The organism is Actinoallomurus bryophytorum (assembly GCF_006716425.1).
GTDB classification, from domain to species: Bacteria; Actinomycetota; Actinomycetes; order Streptosporangiales; family Streptosporangiaceae; genus Actinoallomurus; species Actinoallomurus bryophytorum.
Map to the genome: position 1 here is coordinate 7,526,566 of NZ_VFOZ01000001.1, position 19,231 is coordinate 7,545,796.

The 19,231-nt window shown below is 69.7% G+C and carries 14 protein-coding genes, 1 tRNA gene and 1 pseudogene; 9 read left to right on the forward strand and 7 right to left on the reverse strand.

Annotated features, from left to right (window positions below):
* Nucleotides 1-2: 2 nt before the first annotated feature.
* The 3 genes and pseudogenes from FB559_RS34835 to FB559_RS34845 all read right to left on the reverse strand — a co-directional run bounded on the left by FB559_RS34835 (nucleotide 3) and on the right by FB559_RS34845 (nucleotide 4,134).
* Nucleotides 3-1,934 (reverse strand): molybdopterin oxidoreductase family protein, encoded by a 1,932-nt coding sequence (locus FB559_RS34835; protein WP_141961171.1) that lies wholly within the window; start codon nucleotides 1,932-1,934, stop codon nucleotides 3-5.
* A gap of 281 nt (nucleotides 1,935-2,215) precedes the next feature.
* A pseudogene (locus tag FB559_RS34840) lies at nucleotides 2,216-3,131 on the reverse strand (molybdopterin oxidoreductase family protein); the annotation flags it as partial.
* 16 nt (nucleotides 3,132-3,147) lie between these two features.
* Nucleotides 3,148-4,134, reverse strand: a complete 987-nt coding sequence (locus FB559_RS34845) for a 2-dehydropantoate 2-reductase (protein WP_141961172.1) — start codon at nucleotides 4,132-4,134, stop codon at nucleotides 3,148-3,150.
* 81 nt (nucleotides 4,135-4,215) lie between these two features.
* On the opposite strand from FB559_RS34845, the gene FB559_RS44260 reads away from it, so the two are divergent.
* The 3 genes from FB559_RS44260 (at nucleotide 4,216) to FB559_RS34855 (ending at nucleotide 6,433) form a co-directional block, all read left to right on the forward strand.
* Nucleotides 4,216-4,308 (forward strand) — tRNA-Sec (locus FB559_RS44260).
* A 36-nt stretch (nucleotides 4,309-4,344) separates the two neighbouring features.
* Nucleotides 4,345-5,481, forward strand: a complete 1,137-nt coding sequence (locus tag FB559_RS34850) for a molybdopterin molybdotransferase MoeA (protein ID WP_141961173.1) — start codon at nucleotides 4,345-4,347, stop codon at nucleotides 5,479-5,481.
* Nucleotides 5,482-5,755: 274 nt separating this feature from the next.
* Entirely contained in the window at nucleotides 5,756-6,433 is a 678-nt protein-coding gene (locus tag FB559_RS34855; protein WP_141961174.1) for a GntR family transcriptional regulator, read from the forward strand.
* A gap of 24 nt (nucleotides 6,434-6,457) precedes the next feature.
* Here the strand turns inward: FB559_RS34855 and FB559_RS34860 are convergent, their stop codons facing one another.
* The 4 genes from FB559_RS34860 to FB559_RS34875 form a co-directional block, all read right to left on the reverse strand.
* On the reverse strand, nucleotides 6,458-7,846 hold the full coding sequence (locus FB559_RS34860) for an OFA family MFS transporter (RefSeq protein WP_141961175.1): 1,389 nt from the start codon (nucleotides 7,844-7,846) through the stop codon (nucleotides 6,458-6,460).
* Between the two features lie 164 nt (nucleotides 7,847-8,010).
* Entirely contained in the window at nucleotides 8,011-10,146 is a 2,136-nt protein-coding gene (locus FB559_RS34865) for an acetate--CoA ligase family protein (protein ID WP_141961176.1), read from the reverse strand.
* Nucleotides 10,147-10,148: 2 nt separating this feature from the next.
* Nucleotides 10,149-11,378, reverse strand: a complete 1,230-nt coding sequence (frc, locus tag FB559_RS34870; protein WP_141961177.1) for a formyl-CoA transferase — start codon at nucleotides 11,376-11,378, stop codon at nucleotides 10,149-10,151.
* A 13-nt stretch (nucleotides 11,379-11,391) separates the two neighbouring features.
* Complete coding sequence (locus tag FB559_RS34875; RefSeq protein ID WP_141961178.1) at nucleotides 11,392-13,092, reverse strand: thiamine pyrophosphate-binding protein; 1,701 nt, start codon at nucleotides 13,090-13,092, stop codon at nucleotides 11,392-11,394.
* 220 nt (nucleotides 13,093-13,312) lie between these two features.
* On the opposite strand from FB559_RS34875, the gene sucC reads away from it, so the two are divergent.
* Genes sucC through gcl form a run of 6 tightly spaced genes read left to right on the forward strand, consistent with a single transcriptional unit; the run spans nucleotide 13,313 to nucleotide 19,231 of the window.
* A complete protein-coding gene (gene sucC, locus FB559_RS34880) occupies nucleotides 13,313-14,503 on the forward strand; it encodes an ADP-forming succinate--CoA ligase subunit beta (protein ID WP_141961179.1) in 1,191 nt (396 codons plus the stop codon).
* A 1-nt stretch (nucleotide 14,504) separates the two neighbouring features.
* Nucleotides 14,505-15,401 carry a succinate--CoA ligase subunit alpha gene (gene sucD, locus FB559_RS34885; protein ID WP_141961180.1) on the forward strand — a complete coding sequence of 299 codons (897 nt, stop codon included), beginning with the start codon at nucleotides 14,505-14,507 and terminating at the stop codon, nucleotides 15,399-15,401.
* Nucleotides 15,402-15,410: 9 nt separating this feature from the next.
* Nucleotides 15,411-15,824, forward strand: coding sequence for a carbonic anhydrase (locus FB559_RS34890; RefSeq protein ID WP_141961181.1), 414 nt, complete (start codon nucleotides 15,411-15,413; stop codon nucleotides 15,822-15,824).
* Nucleotide 15,825: 1 nt separating this feature from the next.
* Nucleotides 15,826-16,635 carry a hydroxypyruvate isomerase family protein gene (locus tag FB559_RS34895; protein ID WP_141961182.1) on the forward strand — a complete coding sequence of 270 codons (810 nt, stop codon included), beginning with the start codon at nucleotides 15,826-15,828 and terminating at the stop codon, nucleotides 16,633-16,635.
* Nucleotides 16,632-17,516 carry a 2-hydroxy-3-oxopropionate reductase gene (locus FB559_RS34900; protein WP_425455098.1) on the forward strand — a complete coding sequence of 295 codons (885 nt, stop codon included), beginning with the start codon at nucleotides 16,632-16,634 and terminating at the stop codon, nucleotides 17,514-17,516. The genes FB559_RS34895 and FB559_RS34900 overlap by 4 nt, the downstream gene beginning before the upstream one ends.
* Entirely contained in the window at nucleotides 17,513-19,231 is a 1,719-nt protein-coding gene (gcl, locus tag FB559_RS34905; RefSeq protein ID WP_221640328.1) for a glyoxylate carboligase, read from the forward strand. The genes FB559_RS34900 and gcl overlap by 4 nt, the downstream gene beginning before the upstream one ends.

A 19,231-nucleotide genomic window follows, 5' to 3' on the forward strand; every position in this document is an offset into this window, starting at 1 on the left:
GGTCAGTTCCCTCCCACGGGCCGGCACAGTGGCTCGACGCGTACGGCGGTGGCCTTGTACTCGGCGGTGCCGGCGATCGGGTCGGTGGCCTCGATGGTCAGGCTGTTGGTGTCCACCTCGTCGGGAAAGTGCATGGTCATGAAGACCAGGCCCGGCCGCAGGGCCGGATCGACGAACACCGGGGCGGTGACCGTTCCGCGCCGGGACGAGACGCGTACCTCCTCACCCGGCGTGACGCCGAGCCGCCGGGCGTCCTCGGGGGACAGCTCGATGTTCTCGCCCCGGCGCAGCGGCGAGGCGAACCCGCTGGACTGGACACCGGTGTTGTAGGAATCGAGCCTGCGGCCGGTGGTCAGCCGCAGGGGGAAGTCCTCGTCGAGCAGGTCGACCGGGGGCGAGTGGCGGAGCACCGCGAAGGGCGCGGGTCTGCCGCGCGCCTCGGCATCGGTCTCCCACAGCCGGGAGTGCAGGAACGAGGGCTCCACGCGGTCCTCGGAGTAGCAGGGCCACTGGATGCCCTGCAGCTCCTCCAGCCGGGAGTAGCTCATCCCGGCGTGGATGGGCGACAGCGACCTGACCTCGTCCCAGATGTCCTCGGCGGCGTCGTAGTGCCAGTCGTGCCCGAGCCGGCGGGCCAGCTCGCACAGGATGTCGATGTCGTCGCGGGCCTCGCCCGGCGGGGCGAGTGCCTTGCGGACCCGCTGGACCCGGCGTTCGCTGTTGGTCATCGTGCCGTCCGACTCGCACCAGGCGGCGCTGGCGGGCAGGACGACGTCGGCCATCCGCGCGGTCTTGGTGAGGAAGATGTCCTGCACCACCAGGTGGTCGAGCCGGCCGAGCCGCTCGACGGTGTGCTCGGCGTCCGCCTCGGACTGAGTCGGGTTCTCCCCGATGATGTACGCGGCCGTCAGCCGGCCCTCGCCCATCGCGGCCAGCATGTCGGTGAGGTTGAGGCCGTACCGTGGCTGGATCTCCGTTCCCCACGCCCGGCCGAACCGCTCCCGCACCCGCGCGTCGAGGATGTCCTGGAACCCGGCGAGGCGGTCGGGGATGGCGCCCATGTCGCCGCCGCCCTGGACGTTGTTCTGCCCGCGCAGCGGGTTGAGGCCCGAGGCGTAGCGTCCGACGTGCCCCGTCAGGAGCGCCAGGTTGATCAGTGCGCGGACGTTGTCGGTGGCGTTGTGGTGCTCGGTGATGCCGAGCGTCCAGCACAGCTGGGCGCGCTCGGCGCGGGCGTAGGCGTGCGCCAGCTCCCTGATGGCCCCGGCCGGGACACCCGTCACCTGCTCGGCGGACTCCAGGGTCCAGGGCTCGACGGACTCGGCGAACTCCTCGAACCCGGTGGTCCCGCGCTCGACGAACGTCGCGTTGTGCAGGCCGGCGTGGATGATCTCGCGGGCGATCGCGTTCGCGAGCGGGATGTCCGTGCCGACGTTCAGGCCGAGCCAGCGGTCCGCCCACCGCGCCGTGCTGGTGCGCCTCGGGTCGACCGCGAACACGCGTGCGCCCCGGCGGATCGCCTTGAGCACGTGCTGGAAGAAGATCGGATGCGCCTCACGCGCGCTGGACCCCCACATGACGATGAGGTCGGTGTCCTCGATCTCGGTGTACGACGACGTGCCGCCGCCGCTGCCGAAGGCGGCCGCCAGACCGGCCACGCTGGGGGCGTGGCAGGTCCGGTTGCACGAGTCGACGTTGTTGGTGCCGATCACCACGCGGGTGAACTTCTGGGCGACGAAGTTCATCTCGTTGGTCGCGCGGGCGCAGGAGAACATCCCGAAGGCGTCCGGCCCGTGCCGCTCGACGTTGCGGCGGAAGCCGTCAGCGGCCCGGTCGAGGGCCTCGGCCCAGGTGGCGGGCCGGAGCTCACCGGCGTCACGTACGAGCGGGCGGGTCAGGCGCAGGTACGGCGCACGGGCGTTCTTCTTCGCCATGTCGATCCTCACAGCGGGGGGGATACTGTATGCAATTTACCGTATGCCACCGTGCCGCTCCGGGGCAATGGCCGATTTCCGATCACCCTCCGTTCGTCTCGGGGACCTTCTCGACGCGGATCGCCGTCGCCTTGTACTCGGCGGTGCCGGCGATCGGGTCGGTGGCCTCGATGGTCAGGATGTTGGTGTCGACCTCGTCCGGGGAGTGCGGGGTCATGAACGCCGGTCCCGGCCGTAGCGCCGGGTCGACGGCCACCGGTGCGGTCACCGATCCGCGCCGCGAGCTCGCGCCGGTCCATCGCCTCCAGCATCTGGGTGAGGTGCATGCCGTGGCGCGGCTGGATCTCCCGGCCGTACGCGGCGCCGAACCTGGCCCGTACCTCCGGGTCGAGGATGTCCTGGAAACCGGGCATCCGGTTCGGGATGGCGCCCATGTCGCCGCCACCTTGGACGTTGTTCTGCCCGCGCAGCGGGTTGAGTCCGGAGCCGTAGCGTCCGACGTGCCCGGTGAGCAGCGACAGGTTGATCAGTGCGCGGACGTTGTCGGTGGCGTTGTGATGCTCGGTGATGCCGAGCGTCCAGCACAGCTGCGCCCGGTCGGCCCGTGCGTACGCGTGCGCGAGCGCGCGGATCGCCTCGGCCGGGACGCCGGTCTCCCGCTCGACGGCCGCGAGGGTCCACGGCTCGACGGCGGCGGCCAGCTCGGCGAAGCCGGTGGTGGCCCGGTCGACGAAGGTCTCGTTGACCAGTCCCGCGTGGATGATCTCGCGGGCGACGGCGTTCGCCAGCGGGATGTCGGTGCCGATGTCGAGCCCGAGCCAGCCGTCGGCCCACTCGGCCGAGCTCGTACGGCGCGGATCGACGACGAACAGCCGTGCTCCGTTACGTACTCCCTTCAGGAGTGCCACCCCCGGCACCGAACACTGCCGCCAGACCGGCGCCGCTGGGAGCGTGTCAAGTGCGGTTGCAGGAGTCGATGTTGTTCGTCCCGATGACCTGCCGCACGAACTTCTGCGCGACGTAGTTCATCTCGTTGGTCGCGCGCGAGCAGGAGAACATGCCGAACGCGTCCGGGCCGTGGGCCTCGACGTTGCGCCGGAAGCCCTCGGCCGCGCGGTCGAGCGCCTCCTCCCAGGTGGCGGTGCGCAGCTCGCCGTGGTCACGGACGAGGGGCTCGGTGAGCCGGGTGTAACGCATGGTCTGCTCCTTGTCGTCACGCGGGGACGGTGGCGCCGATGATCTTCTGGTTGATCAGGCCGGCGACGGCGTTGATGGCTCGCAGGGTGGGGACGGGCGTGCCGGTGAGGTCCGCGAGCTCGACCACCGCGGTCAGGATCACGTCCAGCTCGAGGGGCTTGCCCTTCTCCAGGTCCTGGAGCATGGAGGTCTTGTGGTGGCCGGCACGCTCGGCGCCGGCCAGGCGCCGCTCGATGGAGATCTCCGGGCGGCAGCCGAGACGCTCGGCGACGTCGAGCGTCTCGCGCATCATCGTGATGACCAGCTCGCGGCTGTCGCGGTGCCGGCAGATCTCGATCATCGTCGCCCGGCTCAGCGCGCTGATCGGGTTGAACGCGATGTTGCCCATGAGCTTGATCCAGATGTCCTCCCGCAGATCCGCCTCGACCGGGCACTTGAGCCCGCCGGCCACCATCGCCTCACTGAAGGCGACACAACGCGGGGAGATGGCACCGCCCGGCTCGCCGATGGAGAAGCGGGTGCCCTCCAGGTGCCGGATCACCCCCGGGGCGGTGATCTCGGTGGCGGCGTAGACGACGCAGCCGATCGCGCGCTCGGGCGGGATCGTGGCCGTCACGGCGCCGCCGGGATCGACGGTCTCGATGCGGTACCCCTCGTGCGGGCCCGCCAGCTTGTGGAAGTACCACCAGGGGATGCCGTTCTGCGCCGCGATGACCGCGGTGTCGTCCTTCGTGAGTGGATCGAGCATCGGGCCGCAGCCCGCATAGGCATTGGCCTTGAGCCCGAGGAAGACATGGTCGACCGGCCCGATCTCACGGGGGTCGTCGGTGGCCGGGGGACGGGCGGTGAAATCCCCGCGCGGGCTGAGCACGCGTACGCCGTCCCGCCGGATGGCCTCCAGATGGGCACCGCGCGCGACCAGATGGACGTCCACCCCGGCGCGGTGCAGGGCTGCTCCGACATAGGCACCGATCGCACCGGCGCCGACAACGGCGACTCTCACGGGAACTCCGTTCTCGTGGGGGCTACTGTATTTTGTCTACAGTATGCTTCTATAGGGGTCAAGGGTGAGTTCCGCGTCCGAGGAGGCGAGAAGGTGCCTGGTGGCCCTCACGGTCTTCAAAACCGATGGGACCCTGACGAAGGGTCCGGTGGGTTCGATTCCCATCCGCCTCCGCCTCCGCCGATACGACGGTGTGCCGCGGCCGCGGGCATGCCCTGGCGCCTGGCCAGGGCGATGGCGGCCGCGGCCACGCCGCTCGAGACGATCAGCCTGCCGATCGGCGAGGCCGGGGGTGCCGTGCTCGCCGGCCCGCTGCACGCGCGCGCCGACCTGCCGGCCTTCGACGCCGCCGCGATGGACGGCTACGCCGTGGCGGGGCCGGGCCCATGGACGATCACCGGCCGCGTCATGGCCGGGCCGTCGGCCCCGGGTGAGGTCGGTCCCGGCCAGGCGGTGGAGATCGGGACCGGTGCCCCGGTGCCGTGTGGCACCGAGGCCGTCGTCCCGTACGAGTCGGCCACGCGCAAGGGCGCCTGGGTCCGCGGGCCGTTCGAGCCCGGGCGGCACGTCCGGCGCCGCGGCGAGGACTGCCAGAGGGGCACGAAGGTGCTGCCCTCGGGCACGGTGGTCACCCCCGTGGCGCAGGGGCTGGCGGCGAGCCTCGGCCAGGACGTGCTCCGCGTACGCCGGCGGCCGCGCGTCACCGTCCTGGTGACCGGCGACGAGCTCGCCACCTCCGGCCTTCCCGGCGCGGGCCGGGTACGCGACGCACTGGGCCCGCTGCTGCCGGGTCTGATCGCATGGGCCGGAGGAGAGACCGGCCCGCCGTCCCGCGTCGCGGACCGGGGATCACTGCTGGCCACCGCCATCGCGGCGGCCGATGAGGCCGACGTCGTCGTCGTGTGCGGCTCGTCTTCGAAGGGCGCCGCCGACCACCTGCGCGAGGTCCTGGGCGAGGCGGGGGCGGAGCTGCTCGTCGAGAGCGTGGCCTGCCGGCCGGGTCATCCGCAGCTGCTGGCGCGGCTCGCCGACGGCCGGCTGGTCGTCGGCCTGCCCGGCAACCCGTATGCCGCGCTGGTCGCCGCGCTGACCCTTCTCGTCCCGGCCCTCGGCGGGATGACCGGGCGGGTCGACGGCCATGGTGAGTGGGTGAAGCTGGACACGCGCGTCACGGCGCACCCGGCGGACACGCGCATCGTGGCGGTACGCCGGGCCGGCGCCCAGATGGTGCCGGTCGGCCACGACCGGCCCGGCCTGCTGTGGGGAGCGGCCCTGGCCGACGCGCTGGCCGTCGTGCCACCACGGTGGCGGGGCGAAGAGGTGGAGCTCCTCAGCCTTCCGTTCTGATGGTGATTTATCGATATTTCTACTGCCGCGATATGCCCCTCTCCGCGGTTGTGCGGGCGCGCAGAGGGGCAATTTGTTATTTCTATGTTTCGCCGTTATTTCGGCGGAACGCGACTTACCGTCTCGTGTGACGTCCTCAAGAATTGTGTGAGCACCGCCACGTCGCGGGGCCGTCGTAGGTCAGTATGTAGGCAGTAGACTGTACACAGATCACCCGAAACCTCTTGTGGGGGCTGGCATGACGTTCTTCACCGAAAGCGCGAAGAGCGTGGATATGCCTCGGCTGAGACGCCCCGCTCCGCTCCGTGAAGGCGTCTACGAGGCCCTGCTGGAGCTGATCGTCACCCGCGCGCTCCAGCCGGGGCAGCACCTCGTCGAGAGCGAGCTGGCGACGCGTCTCGGCATCTCCCGGCAGCCGGTGCGCGAAGCGCTCCAGCGGCTGAGCACGGAGGGCTGGGTCGACCTTCGGCCGGCTCACGGGGCCTTCGTGCACGCACCGACCGAAGAGGAGGCCGACCAGCTTCTCGCCGTGCGGTCCCTGCTGGAGGCGGAGTCGGCGCGCCTCGCCGCCGCCAACATGACCCCCCAGGCCGTCGCGGGCCTGCGGGAGATCTGTGAGCGCGGGGTGAGCGCCCTGGCGGCCGACGAGGTCGACGCCGTGGTCGCGGCCAACGCCGAGCTGCACTCGGCGATCGTCGAGTTGTCCGGCAACAAGGTGCTGGCCGAGCTCGCGGCCCAGGTGGACCGGCGCGTCCGCTGGTATTACACGCCCGTGGCCCGGCAGCGAGGGCCGGAGTCGTGGACGGAGCACGCGGCATTGATCGACGCGCTCGCCGAGCACGATGGCGAGCAGGCCGCGCAGATCATGCGCGAGCACACCGAGCAGACGCGCCGGTCCTATCACCGGCGTGCGGAAAGTGAAGTCACGGGACCTCCTACGTCGGCCATGTGACCGGCCTGCTGTGCTGCTCGGCGGTCACATGATCTCCCTGCTGATCGGATAGGGGTTGGGTTCGATCTTCTTGGGCTTCGGGCGGCCCGGCTGGCGTAGGCCCAGCGCCAGGACGGCGGAGACGAGGCCCATGATGCCGGCGAGGGTGTAGGCGCCCGTGTAGTCCCAGGCACCGATGACGATGGCGCCGAGGCCACCACCGAACAGGCCGCTGACGAGCTTCGCGCTGTAGACCATGCCGTAGTTGGTGGCGTTGTGGTTCTCACCGAAGTAGTCGGGCACGAGAGACGCGAACATCGGGTAGAACGCACCGCCGCCGAATCCGGAGATGAACGCGAAGACCAGGAACAGCGCCTCGTTGTGCGCGTTGCCCGCCAACAGCGTGCCGAACTGTGCGAAGGCCTCGATGATGAGGACCGCGATGAGCGCCTGCTTGCGGCCCAGCAGGTCGGAGAACCAGCCGACGACCGCGCGGCCGACACCGTTGACGACCGCGAGGATGCCGGCCGACAGCGACGCCATCAACGGCCCGAAGCCCAGGTCCTTGGCGAACGGGACCTCGAAGGAGATGCCGAAGATGGAGACACCGGAGATGAAGGCCAGGCACACCCACATCAGCGGGATCATCCCCGTCCGTACCGCCTCCATGGGGCTGAACTGACGGACCGCGGGGGGATTCTTCTCCAGGGCCAGGCGCGCGGAGGTGTCGCCGGCCTTCGCCGGCTTGAGCGGGTCGACATGCTCGGGCCACCAGTTCTTCGGCGGGTCCTTGAAGAAGAATCCGCAGGCGCCGATGGCGACGAGTATGAAGACCCCGATCAGGTCGAGGACCTCCTGGTAGTTGCTGGTGTCGAAGGCGTAGTTGAAGATGATGATGAATGGCAGCGAGCCGTAGGCGAACCCGCCGTTGACGAATCCGGTGCGGGCGCCGCGCTTTTCCGGATACCACTTGCCGACCATGTTGATGCAGGTCGCGTATACCAGCCCGGCACCGATGCCGCCGAACACGCCGAAGCCGATGATGGCCCCGAAGACGCTGTGCAGGTGGGAGATGGCGAGGAATCCCACCAGCGCCAGGCCCGCGCCGATCAGCATCGCGGTGCGTGCCGACAGGATGCCCTTCTCCCGCAGCCGGCCCGCCGGAAAGGCGACCCCGGCCTGGAAGAACACCCAGACGCTCAGAATCCAGAACGTGTTACTGCTGGTCCAGCCGTGTGCCGTGGACAGCGTGTCCTCGGCCGAACCGTAGGCGTACTCGAAGACGCTGATGGCCATCATGGCCACCCAGGGCAGAACCACCATGAGCGAGCGAGAGTGTCCCAGGATGTCCCGGTCGCTCTCGCCGACGCGGTAGACGCGTCCTCGTTTGTCCGTGACCTCGGTGTAGTTCGTTGAGTTGGTAGTCGTGGTCATATCGACCCCTTGTCGCGAAGTGCTGGCGATGCCCCCTGTCCCCGATCTCCGTACGCACGTTGGGCGACCAAGTGCTTGCTAGGTGGCCTTCATCGGTTTCTCCTTCTTGTGAGCGGACGCTTGAGCCGGTGACCTGCGACGCCGGGACGGCCACCGGCGATGGGTCAGCCGGGCAGCAGGCCTGCGGAGCGCGCCCAGCGATACTTGGCGCCGAGCACCGCGACCGGCTTCTCCGTGGTGTAGGGGTAGGCGGGGATTCCGTGGTCGAAGAGGTACTCGCTGGCCTGCTCGACCTCGGTGTCACCGGCGAGCGAGGCCACCACCGGCTTGTCGATGCCCTGGGCGCGGGCCTGTTCGACGACGCGGGCGATGAGCTCGGCGAAGACCATCGGCGGGGTCACGATCGTGTGCCAGTAGCCCAGGATCAGCGCGTGGATCCGCGGGTCCTCCAGCCCCAGCCGCACCGTCGCCTCGTACGTCGAGGGCGGCTCGCCTCCGGTGATGTCGATGGGGTTGCCCGAGGCGCCGAAGGGCGGGATGAACCTCCGGAACGCCTCGTCCAGGTCCGGTGGGACGGTCATCAGCGACAGGCCGTTGTCGACACAGGCGTCGGACAGGAGCACGCCCGAGCCGCCCGCGCCGGTGATGATCACGACGTTCTCGCCCTTCGGCGTGGGCATCGTGGGCAGGGCGTGGGCGTACTCCAGCATGTCGTTCAGGCCCGGTGCCCGGATCACACCGGCCTGGCGGAGGATGTCGTCGTAGACCTTGTCGTCACCGGCGAGGGCACCGGTGTGCGAGCTCGCCGCGCGGGCGCCCAGCGCCGTACGGCCGGCCTTGAGCACGATGATCGGCTTCTTGCGGGACACCTCGCGGGCCGCCGCGACGAACGCGCGCCCGTCCTTGAGGTCCTCCAGGTGCATCGCGATGCAGTTGGTGTTGTCGTCCTGCCCGAAGAAGGTCAGCAGGTCGTCCTCGTCCAGGTCGGCCTTGTTGCCCAGGCCGACGATCGCCGACACGCCCATCTTCGACGTCCGGCTGAAGCCGAGGATGGCCATGCCGATCCCGCCGCTCTGGGAGGAGAGAGCGACGCCGCCCTTCACGTCGTACGGCGTGCAGAACGTCGCGCAGAGATCCTCCGGCGTGTAGTAGTAGCCGTAGATGTTGGGGCCGAGGAGCCGGACGCCGCGCCTGCGGGCGATCTCGACCACCTGCTCCTGGAGCTCCTCGTTGCCGGTCTCGGCGAAGCCCGAGGGGATCAGGACCGCCGCCGGCACCCCTTTCTCGCCGACCTCCTCCAGGGCGGCGGGCACGAACTTGGCCGGGATGGTGAACACCGCGACGTCGACCTCGCCCGGCACGTCCGCGATGCTGCGGTACGCCTTGCGGCCGCAGATCTCATCGGCCTTCGGGTTCACCGGATGGATCTCACCGGCGTATCCGCCGTCGATGAGGTTGCGCATCACCGAGTTGCCGATCTTGCCCTGCTCGTTGGAGGCGCCGATCACGGCCACGGCACGCGGCTTCATCAGCCGGTTCATGACCGCGAGGATCTCCTCAGGGCTGTACTTCGGCACTTCGTGCGGCGTGCCGTCGGCGAGCAGGATCCGTACGTCGGCCGCGACCGCGCCGTCCGGCGTGGCGAACACCGGGTTCAGGTCCATCTCGGAGATCTCGGGGAAGTCGCCGACGAGGTCGGAGACCCGCTGGATCATGCCGCTGAGCGCGTCGCGGCTGATCGGCTCGGTGCCGCGCGCGCCGCGTAGCACCTCGGCCGCGGCGATGTCGTCCAGCATCGAGGTCGCCTCGTCCGCGGTCGTGGGCGCCAGCCGGAAGGTGACGTCCTTCAGCACCTCGACGAGGATGCCGCCGAGACCGAACGCGATGACCTTGCCGAACGTCGGGTCGGTCGTCGCGCCGATGATCACCTCCTGCCCGGCCGGCACCATCCGCTGGACCTGCACGCCGAGGATCTCCGCCTTCGGGTCGTACGCCTTGGCGGCCGTGACGATCCGCTCGTAACCGGCCTTGACGTCGTGGGGGGAGTCCACGCCGACGAGTACGCCGCCGGCCTCGGTCTTGTGCAGGATGTCCGGTGAGACGATCTTGAGGACGACGGGCAGCCCCATGTCCACGGCGCGGGAGACCGCCTCGTCCGCCGAGGTGGCCAGGGCCTCGGCCGGCACGGTGATCCCGTAGGCGTCGCACAGCCGCTTGCCCTCCAGGGCCGTCAGCGCGGTGCGCCCATCCGCGTGCACCGCGTCGAGCACGGCGCGTACCTCATCGCGGTCGTATCCCATCCTCAGATCACTCCATTCGCCTTGAGGGAGACGAGTTCGTCCTCCGGCAGGCCGAGCACCTGCCGGTAGATCTCGTCGTTGTGCTCGCCGAGGAGCGGGGACCGCTCGACGTCGACGGGGGAGTCCGACAGCTTGAGCGGGCACCCGACGGTCTTGAAGGGGCCGCGAACGGGGTGGTCGACCGTGACGATCATTTCGTTGCTCACGAGGCTCTCGTCCTCGATGAGCTCACCGGTCGACAGGATCGGGCCGCAGGGGACGTTCTCGGCGTTGAGCTTGGCCAGCACCTCCCACTTGCCGTGCTGGGAGGTCCATTCCTCGACGAGCTGGAAGACCTTGGCCAGCTTGTTCAGCCGGGCCTCCGGAGTGCTCCACTCGGGGTCCTCGGCGAGTTCGGGCAGGCCCATGAGCCGGGTGATCGGCGCCCAGCCCTGCGGCTGGATGATCACGTAGACGTAGTCGTTGGGCCCGCCGGGGGCGCACTTGACCGCCCACCCCGGCTGTCCGCCGCCCGAGGCGTTGCCGGAGCGGGGGACGTCGTCCCCGAAGTCCTCGTTCGGGTACTCCGTGAGCGGCCCGGTGGCCAGCCGCTGCTGGTCGCGCAGCTTGACCCGGCACAGGTTGAGCACTGAGTGCTGCATCGCGACGGCGACCCGCTGGCCGCGGCCCGTCTCCGTGCGCTGGTAGAGGGCGGCGAGGATCGCCGCGACCGTGTGGATGCCGGTGCCCGAGTCGCCGATCTGGGCGCCGGTCGCGGTCGGCGGCCCGTCCTCGAAGCCGGTCGTGGCCATCGACCCGCCCATCGCCTGCGCGACGACCTCGTAGGCCTTGAAGTTGGTGTACGGGCCCTCGCCGAAGCCCTTGATCGAGGCGAAGATCAGTTTCGGGTTGAGCGCGTTCAGCTTCTCCCAGGTGAATCCGAGCCGTTCGATCGTGCCGGGCCCGAAGTTCTCCACGAGCACGTCGGAACGCTTGACGAGATCGACGAATATCTCTTTGCCGCGCTCCTCTTTCAGGTTGAGCGTGATGCTCTTCTTGTTCGAATTCAGCATCGTGAAATAGAGACTGTCGGCGTCGGGAACGTCGCGGAGCTGGCGCCGGGTAATGTCACCGCTCGGCGCTTCGAGCTTGAGCACGTCGGCACCGAGCCATGCGAGAATCTGGGTGCATGACGGGCCGGACTGCACATGCGTCATGTCGAGGATCTTGACGCCGTCTAGTGCCTTTCCCATGGCGGCTTCCTTTTCACTTGTACATGGTCTGGTTCATGGTTCCGGGCGCGTACACGTCGGTGTCGATCCACACGTTGATGAGCGACGGTCTGCCCGACTCACGCGCGCGCTCCAGGGCGGGCCGGATGTCGCCCGGCTCACGGACCTCCTCGCCGTGGCCGCCGAGCATCTTGGCGAACTCGCTGTAGGGGACGTCGCCGAGTGTGTTGCCGACCCGCTCGCGGTCCTTGCCGTACTTGGCCGCCTGCCCGTAGCGGATCTGGTTCATCGAGGAGTTGTTGCCGACGATCCCGACGAACGGCAGGTCGAAGCGGACCAGCGTCTCGAAGTCCCAGCCGGTGAGGCTGAACGCGCCGTCGCCGAACAGGGCGACGACCTCCTTGTCCGGCCGGGCCTGCTTGGCGGCCATCACGAACGGGATGCCGACACCGAGAGTGCCGAGCGGGCCGGGGTCCATCCAGTGGCCGGGGGACTTGGGCTGCACGACCTGCCCGGAGAAGGTGACGATGTCGCCGCCGTCGCCGACGTAGATCGAGTCCTCGGTGAGGAACTCGTTGATCTCGTGCACGAGCCGGTACGGGTGGATCGGCGAGGCGTCGGAGTGCTGCAGCGGCAGCCGCTTCTCGTAGGCCCGTGTCTCCTCGGACCGGAGCTCCTCCAGCCATGCCTTACGCCCGGCGGCGCCGTTGTCGCCACGCCCGGAGGCGGCCTGGGTGACGGCGGACAGGATGAGGCCCGCGTCGCCGACGATGCCCAGGTCGACGTCCCTGTTCTTACCGACCGTGCGGTAGTCCAGGTCGATCTGGACCACCGTGGCGTCGGGGGAGAGGCGGCGCCCATAGCCCATACGGAAGTCGAACGGCGTGCCGACGATGACGATGACGTCGGCGTTGTTGAACGCGTAACGCCGTGAGAGCTGGTAGTGGTGCGGATCGCCCGGCGGCAGGGTGCCGCGGCCGGCGCCGTTCATGTACGCGGGCACGTTGAGCGCGCGCACCAGCTCGGCCGCGGCCGAGGTCGCCCGGGTGGTCCAGGTCTGGCTGCCGAGCAGGATGCACGGCTTGTCGGCGTTCACCAGCAGGTCGGCCAGGCGCTCGATGGCCGCGGGATCGCCCTGCTGACGCGTCGAGGCGCGGTACCGTCCGGGCTCCGGTACTCGCGCCTTCTCCCGCGGCACCTTGGCGTCGAGCACGTCGCGGGGGATCTCGAGGAACGACGGGCCGGGCGCGCCGTTGTAGCACTCGCGGAAGGCCATCGAGACGATGTCCGCGACGCGCTCGGTGTGCGGGACGGTGGCGGCGAACTTGGTGATCGGCGCCATCATGTCGACGTGCGGCAGGTCCTGTAGTGAGCCCATCTTGTGCTGGCTCAGCGCGCCCTGGCCGCCGATGAGCAGCATCGGGCTCTCCGCACGCAGCGCGTTCGCGACCCCGGTGACGGCGTCAGTCGTCCCGGGCCCCGCCGTGACGACGGCGCAGCCGGCCTTTCCGGTGATGCGGGCATGGCCGTCGGCGGCGTGCGCGGCGACCTGCTCATGGCGTACGTCGATGACCTTGATGCCCTCGTCGACGCAGCCGTCGTAGATATCGATGATGTGGCCGCCGCAAAGCGTGTAGATCACGTCGACGCCCTCCGCCTTGAGGGCCTTGGCGACGAGATGCCCACCTGAGATGAGGTCCGTGGCTTGGGGTTCCGGCTCGGGTGACGTGGCCATGTCCTGCGTCAACTCCTTACATTCGGTGGCTCGTTTTCCTGGTGTCGTGCCAGGTCAAAGCCGTTGTGGCGCCGGTGAACTCAACATTGCATACAGTCGACGAATACTGTATGAAGACTGTGACACGGCACACAGCGGAATGTCCAGAGTGAGATTCGGCGACTCGGACGCCGGGGCCGAACGGGGGCGCGGCCGACGGTGATGAGCAGGAGGAACGCCAGTGGATCTGTTCGAACATCAGGCGAAGGAGCTCTTCGCGGAGCACGGTGTCCCGGTCCCGGCCGGGAAGATCGCCACGACACCGGAGGAGGCCCGTGCGATCGCCACGGGATTCGCCGCCGCCGGTACGTCACGCGTGGTGGTCAAGGCACAGGTGAAGGCCGGTGGCCGCGGGAAGGCCGGCGGCGTGAAGGTGGCCGACTCACCGGAGGAGACCGAGGAGAGGGCGCGCCAGATCCTCGGCATGGACATCAAGGGCCACACGGTCCACAAGGTTCTGGTCGAGGAGGCCAGTGCCATCGCGCAGGAGTACTACTTCTCCTTCCTGCTCGACCGCGCCAACCGGACCTTCCTGGCCATCTGCTCGGCCGAGGGCGGCATGGAGATCGAGGAGGTCGCGGCCGCGAACCCGGACGCGGTGGCCCAGGTGCCGGTCTCGGCCCTGACCGGCGTGAACCGCGACAAGGCGCGCGGCATCGTCACCGCCGCAGGGCTCCCCGAGGCCGCGAAGGAGGGCGCGGCCCGGCTGGTCGAACGCCTGTGGGCCGTCTTCGTGAGCGAGGACGCCACGCTCGTGGAGGTCAACCCGCTGATCCTTACCGCCCGTGGCCAGGTGAAGGCGCTGGACGGCAAGGTGACGCTGGACGGCAACGCCGGTTTCCGCCGCCCCGGCCACGCGGCCCTCGAAGACGAGGCGTCGGCCGATCCGCTGGAGGCCAGGGCGAGGGAGAAGAACCTCAACTACGTCAAGCTGGACGGTTCGGTCGGGGTCATCGGTAACGGTGCCGGTCTGGTCATGTCGACGCTGGACGTCGTCGCGTACGCGGGTGAGGAGTTCGGTGGGCAGAAGCCGGCGAACTTCCTGGACATCGGTGGTGGCGCTTCGGCCGAGGTGATGGCCAACGGTATGGAGATCGTGCTGGGTGACCCTGCGGTCAAGAGCGTGTTCATCAATGTGTTCGGTGGCATCACGTCCGGTGACGCGGTGGCGAACGGGATCGTGCAGGCGGTCAAGTTGCTGGGTGAGCGTGGCGAGACCGTGGACCGGCCGATCGTGGTGCGCCTGGACGGTAACAACGCGGAGGAGGGCCGGCGGATCCTCGACGAGGCGGCGATTCCGGTCATCGAGCAGGTCGAGACGATGGACGAGGCGGCGCGTCGCGCCGCCGAGCTTGCTTCGGCGGGGGTGTGAGATGGCGGTCTGGCTGACGGAGAACAGCAAGGTCATCGTTCAGGGGATGACCGGTTCTGAGGGGTCGAAGCACACCGCGCGGATGTTGCGTGCCGGTACGAACGTGGTCGGTGGCGTCAACGCGCGCAAGGCCGGGCAGCGCGTGTCCTTCGAGGGACACGACCTGCCGGTCTTCGGCACGGTGAAAGAGGCGATGTCCGCGACCGGCGCCGATGTGTCGGTGGTCTTCGTCCCGCCGAGGTTCAGCAAGGACGCGGTGATCGAGGCGATCGACGCGGAGCTTCCGCTGTGCATCGTGATCACCGAGGGAATCCCGGTCCACGACAGCGTCTACTTCTGGGGCCAGGCGGTGGCGAAGGGCAACAGGACCCGGATCATCGGCCCGAACTGCCCGGGCATCGTCTCGCCGGGCAGGTCCAATGCGGGGATCATTCCGGCGGACATCACGACGCCGGGGCGGATCGGGCTGGTGTCGAAGTCCGGGACGCTGACGTATCAGATGATGTACGAGCTGCGGGACATCGGGTTCTCGACCTGTATCGGTATCGGTGGTGACCCGGTGATCGGGACCACGCACATCGATGCTCTGGAGGCTTTTCAGGCCGACCCGGAGACCGACGCGATCGTGATGATCGGTGAGATCGGCGGGGACGCCGAGGAGCGTGCGGCGGCCTACGTCGAGCAGCACGTGACCAAGCCGGTCGTGGGTTATGTCGCCGGTTTCACCGCGCCCGAGGGCAAGACGATGGGTCATGCGGGTGCGATCGTGTCGGGTTCGTCCGGCACGGCCGAGGCGAAGAAGGAAGCGCTGGAGAAGGTCGGCGTCCGCGTCGGCAAGACCCCGTCCGAGACCGCACGCCTCATGCGCGAGTGCCTCGCCGCCGCGACGAACGCGTGATGGCATGCGATGGCGCCCAACACCGATCTGCTCGTCGCACGCGCGTCGCTCCGGCGGCCACTCGTCCCTCGCCTGAAGTCTCCGCGCACCGGCGTGGCGATTCTCAGCTGCATGGACGCCCGGCTGAACGTCTTCGCCATCTTCGGCCTGGCCGAGGGTGACGCCCACGTGATCCGCAATGCCGGCGGCTGCGTCACCGACGACGTCATCCGCTCCCTCGCCGTCAGCCAGAGCCTCGGCGGCACCCGGGAGATCGTGCTCCTCCACCACGAGGACTGCGCCGCCGTCTCCGACCCCGGCGACGACCTGCGCCGGTGCCTCGCCCGCTTGAGGAGGACCACGCTGCTCCCGCACACGGACGCGATCCGCGGCTTCGTCTACGAGGCCGGCGGTTCGCTTCGCGAGTCACGTCCCCAGGAGTGAGATGCGCTACGACGTCAACCTGTCCATCCTGTTCACCGAGCTGCCACTCCTCGAACGGCCCGCCGCCGCTCGCGCCGCCGGATTCGAGGCGGTCGAGCTGTGGTGGCCGTTCCCGGTCCCGGTGCCCGGGGACCGTGAGATCGACGCGCTGCTCAGCGCCCTCGACGACGCGGGCGTACGGCTCGTCGGTCTCAACTTCGACGCCGGCGACATGGCCGCCGGAGACCGCGGGCTGGTCTCCCGCCCGTACGACTCCGCGCGGTTCCGTGCCAACATCGACGTGACCGTGGGCATCGCCGAGGCCACGGGCTGCCGGGTGCTGAACGCCCTGTACGGAAAGCGCGTCCACGGGCTGGATCCCCACGCCCAGGACGACCTGGCCATCACCAACCTCGGCCTGGCGGCGGAGGCGGCGCGGCGCTGCGACGCCACGGTGGTCGTGGAGGCGCTCAACTCCCACGAGAACGCCGGTTATCCGCTGACCTCGTCGCATGCGGCGCTCTCCGTCATCGACCGGGTCCGCGACCAGGCCGGCACGGGCAACGTCGCGTTCCTCGCCGACCTCTATCACCTCGCCCGTATGGGCGAGGACCCTCTCACCGTCATCGGCCGCCATGCCCCCGACTTCGGGCACGTCCAGATCGCCGACGTGCCCGGACGCGGCCAGCCCGGCACCGGAGACCTCGCGTACGCCGACGTGCTCGCCGCACTCGAGGCCGCCGGGTACACGGGCTTCGTCGGCCTGGAGTACCGGCCCGTGGGGCCGAGCGCGGACAGCTTCGGATGGCTCCCCACCAAGGAGAACGCGTGAAGAACATCGGTTTCATCGGACTGGGCATCATGGGCGGCCCGATGGCGGCGAACCTGGCGCGGGCCGGTCACTCCGTCGTCGGCTACGACCTGGGCCCGGACCGCGTCGAACGGCTCACCGACGCGGGCGGCCGCGGCGCGGCCGACCTGGCCGAGGCCGTCGCGGGCGCGGACGTGGTCATCACCATGCTCCCGGACTCTCCGGACGTGGAGGGTGTGGCGCTCGGCCCGGACGGCATCATGCGGCAGGCCCGGCCGGGCTCGCTCTACATCGACATGAGCACGGTGCGCCCGGAGACGGGCCGCCGGCTCGCGCAGGCGGGCGCGGTCACCGGCGTGCACGTGCTGGACGCCCCGGTCAGCGGCGGTGAGCCGGGCGCCGTCGAGGGACGCCTCTCCATCATGGTGGGCGGCGCCGAGGAGGACTTCGCCACCGCCATGCCGCTGTTCGAGGTCCTCGGCGCCACGATCGTCCACGTCGGTCCCGCGGGCGCGGGCCAGACCGTCAAGGCCGCCAACCAGCTCGTCGTCGGCGGCGTCTACGCGCTGGTCGCCGAGGCGCTCGTGCTGCTGGAGGCGTCGGGTGTCGACGGCAAGACCGGCCTCGACGTCCTCGCCGGCGGCCTGGCGGGCAGCCGCATTCTCGACCTCAAACGCGAGTCGATGGTGAACCGCGAGTTCGCTCCCGGGTTCCGCGTCGACCTGCACCACAAGGACATGGGCATCGCGCTGGCGGCCGCGCGGGAGGCGGGTGTCGCCCTGCCGATGACCGGGCTCGTCGCCCAGGTCATGGCCGCGGCCCGCGCCCAGGGGTACGGCTCGCTCGACCACTCCGCCCTGCTCAAAGTGATCGAGAACCTCTCCGGGAAGGACCAGGCGTGAACAGAATCCCCTGCATGGAGGCGGCCGTACGGGTCCTGGAGTCCGAGGGCGTCGACACGATCTTCGGAATCCCGGGAGCGGCGATCCTGCCGTTCTACGCGGCCCTGCGTACGAGCCCGATCAACCACATCACGGTGCGGCACGAGGAGGGCGGGACGCACGCGGCCGACGGATGGTCACGCGTCACCGGGAACGTCGGCGTCTGCGTCGGCACCTCCGGCCCGGCCGGCACCAACATGATCACCGGGCTCTACACGGCGCTCGCGGACTCGATCCCGATCGTCTGCATCACCGGCCAGGCGCCACGGGCCAAGCTGCACCAGGAATCGTTCCAGGCGGTGGACATCGTCGAGATCGCCAAGCCGGTCTGCAAGTGGGCGGTGCAGCTGAAGGAACCGGCCCAGGCCCCCTGGGTGTTCCGCGAGGCGTTCCGCGTGGCGCGCTCGGGACGCCCCGGACCCGTCCTGATCGACCTGCCGCTGGACGTGCAGCGCGGTGAGTGCTTCTACGACCCGGATCTGGACGGCCCGTTCCCCGTGGAGGTGCCCGCGCCCAGGCCCGAGCCCATCCGCGCGGGCGTGGAGATGCTCCTCGCCGCCGAACGCCCGATCATCCTGGCCGGCGGGGGCGTCATCGTCGCCGACGCCGACGCCGAGCTGCGGGCACTGGCCGAGTACCTCCAGATCCCGGTCCAGGTCACCCTGATGGGCAAGGGCGCCTTCCCCGAGGACCACCCCCTGTTCGCCGGGATGGCGGGGATCCAGACCCAGACCAGGTGGGGCAACGCGGCGTTCCTGGAGTCCGACGCGGTGCTGGCGGTCGGGGCCCGGTTCGGCGACCGGCACACCGGCGACCTGGAGACCTACCGGCGCGGCCGGCGCTTCATCCACATCGACATCGAGCCCACCCAGATCGGCAAGGTCTTCGAACCGGACCTGGGCATCGTCGGGCACGCACGGCCGGCGCTCGAGTCGCTGCTCGACCAGGCGCGTGCGGTCGGTACCGCCCGCCGGCCGGGGGAGTGGGTGAGCCGGGTCGCCGAGCTGCGTGCGACGCTGCCACGGCGCGACGACTTCGACGACACGCCCATCAAGCCGCCGCGGGTCTTCCGGGAGATCAACGACTTCTTCGGCCCGGACACCACGTTCGTCACCGCGATCGGGCTGTACCAGATCTGGTCCGGCCAGTTCCAGCGCACCTTCCTGCCCCGCCGCTATCTCGTCTGCGGCCAGGCCGGCCCGCTCGGCTGGGAGGTGCCGGCGGCGATGGGCGTCAAGTGCGCCTACCCCGACCGCACCGTGGTCGCCGTGGCGGGCGACTACTCCTTCCAGTTCCTGATGGAGGAGATCGCGGTCGCCGCGCAGTACCACATCCCCTTCGTCATCATCATGATCAACAATGAGTACCTCGGGCTCATCCGGCAGGCCGAGATCCCCTACGACATGAACTACGCCGTCGATCTCCACTACGGCGAGGGCGGCATCGACCACGTCAAGGTCATGGACGCCTTCGGCTGCCCGGCGCGCCGGGTCGAGCGCCCGGACGACATCCGCGGAGCGCTGGAGTGGGCCGCGCGGGAGAGCGAGCGCGCCCGGCTGCCGGTCCTCGTCGAGGTGATGGTGGAGCGGGAGGCCAACGCGGCGATGGGGCCGTCCCTGGACGCGATCAAGGAGTTCGAGCCCACTCCCGAACTGCTCCCTCTTTCCGGTCAGTGA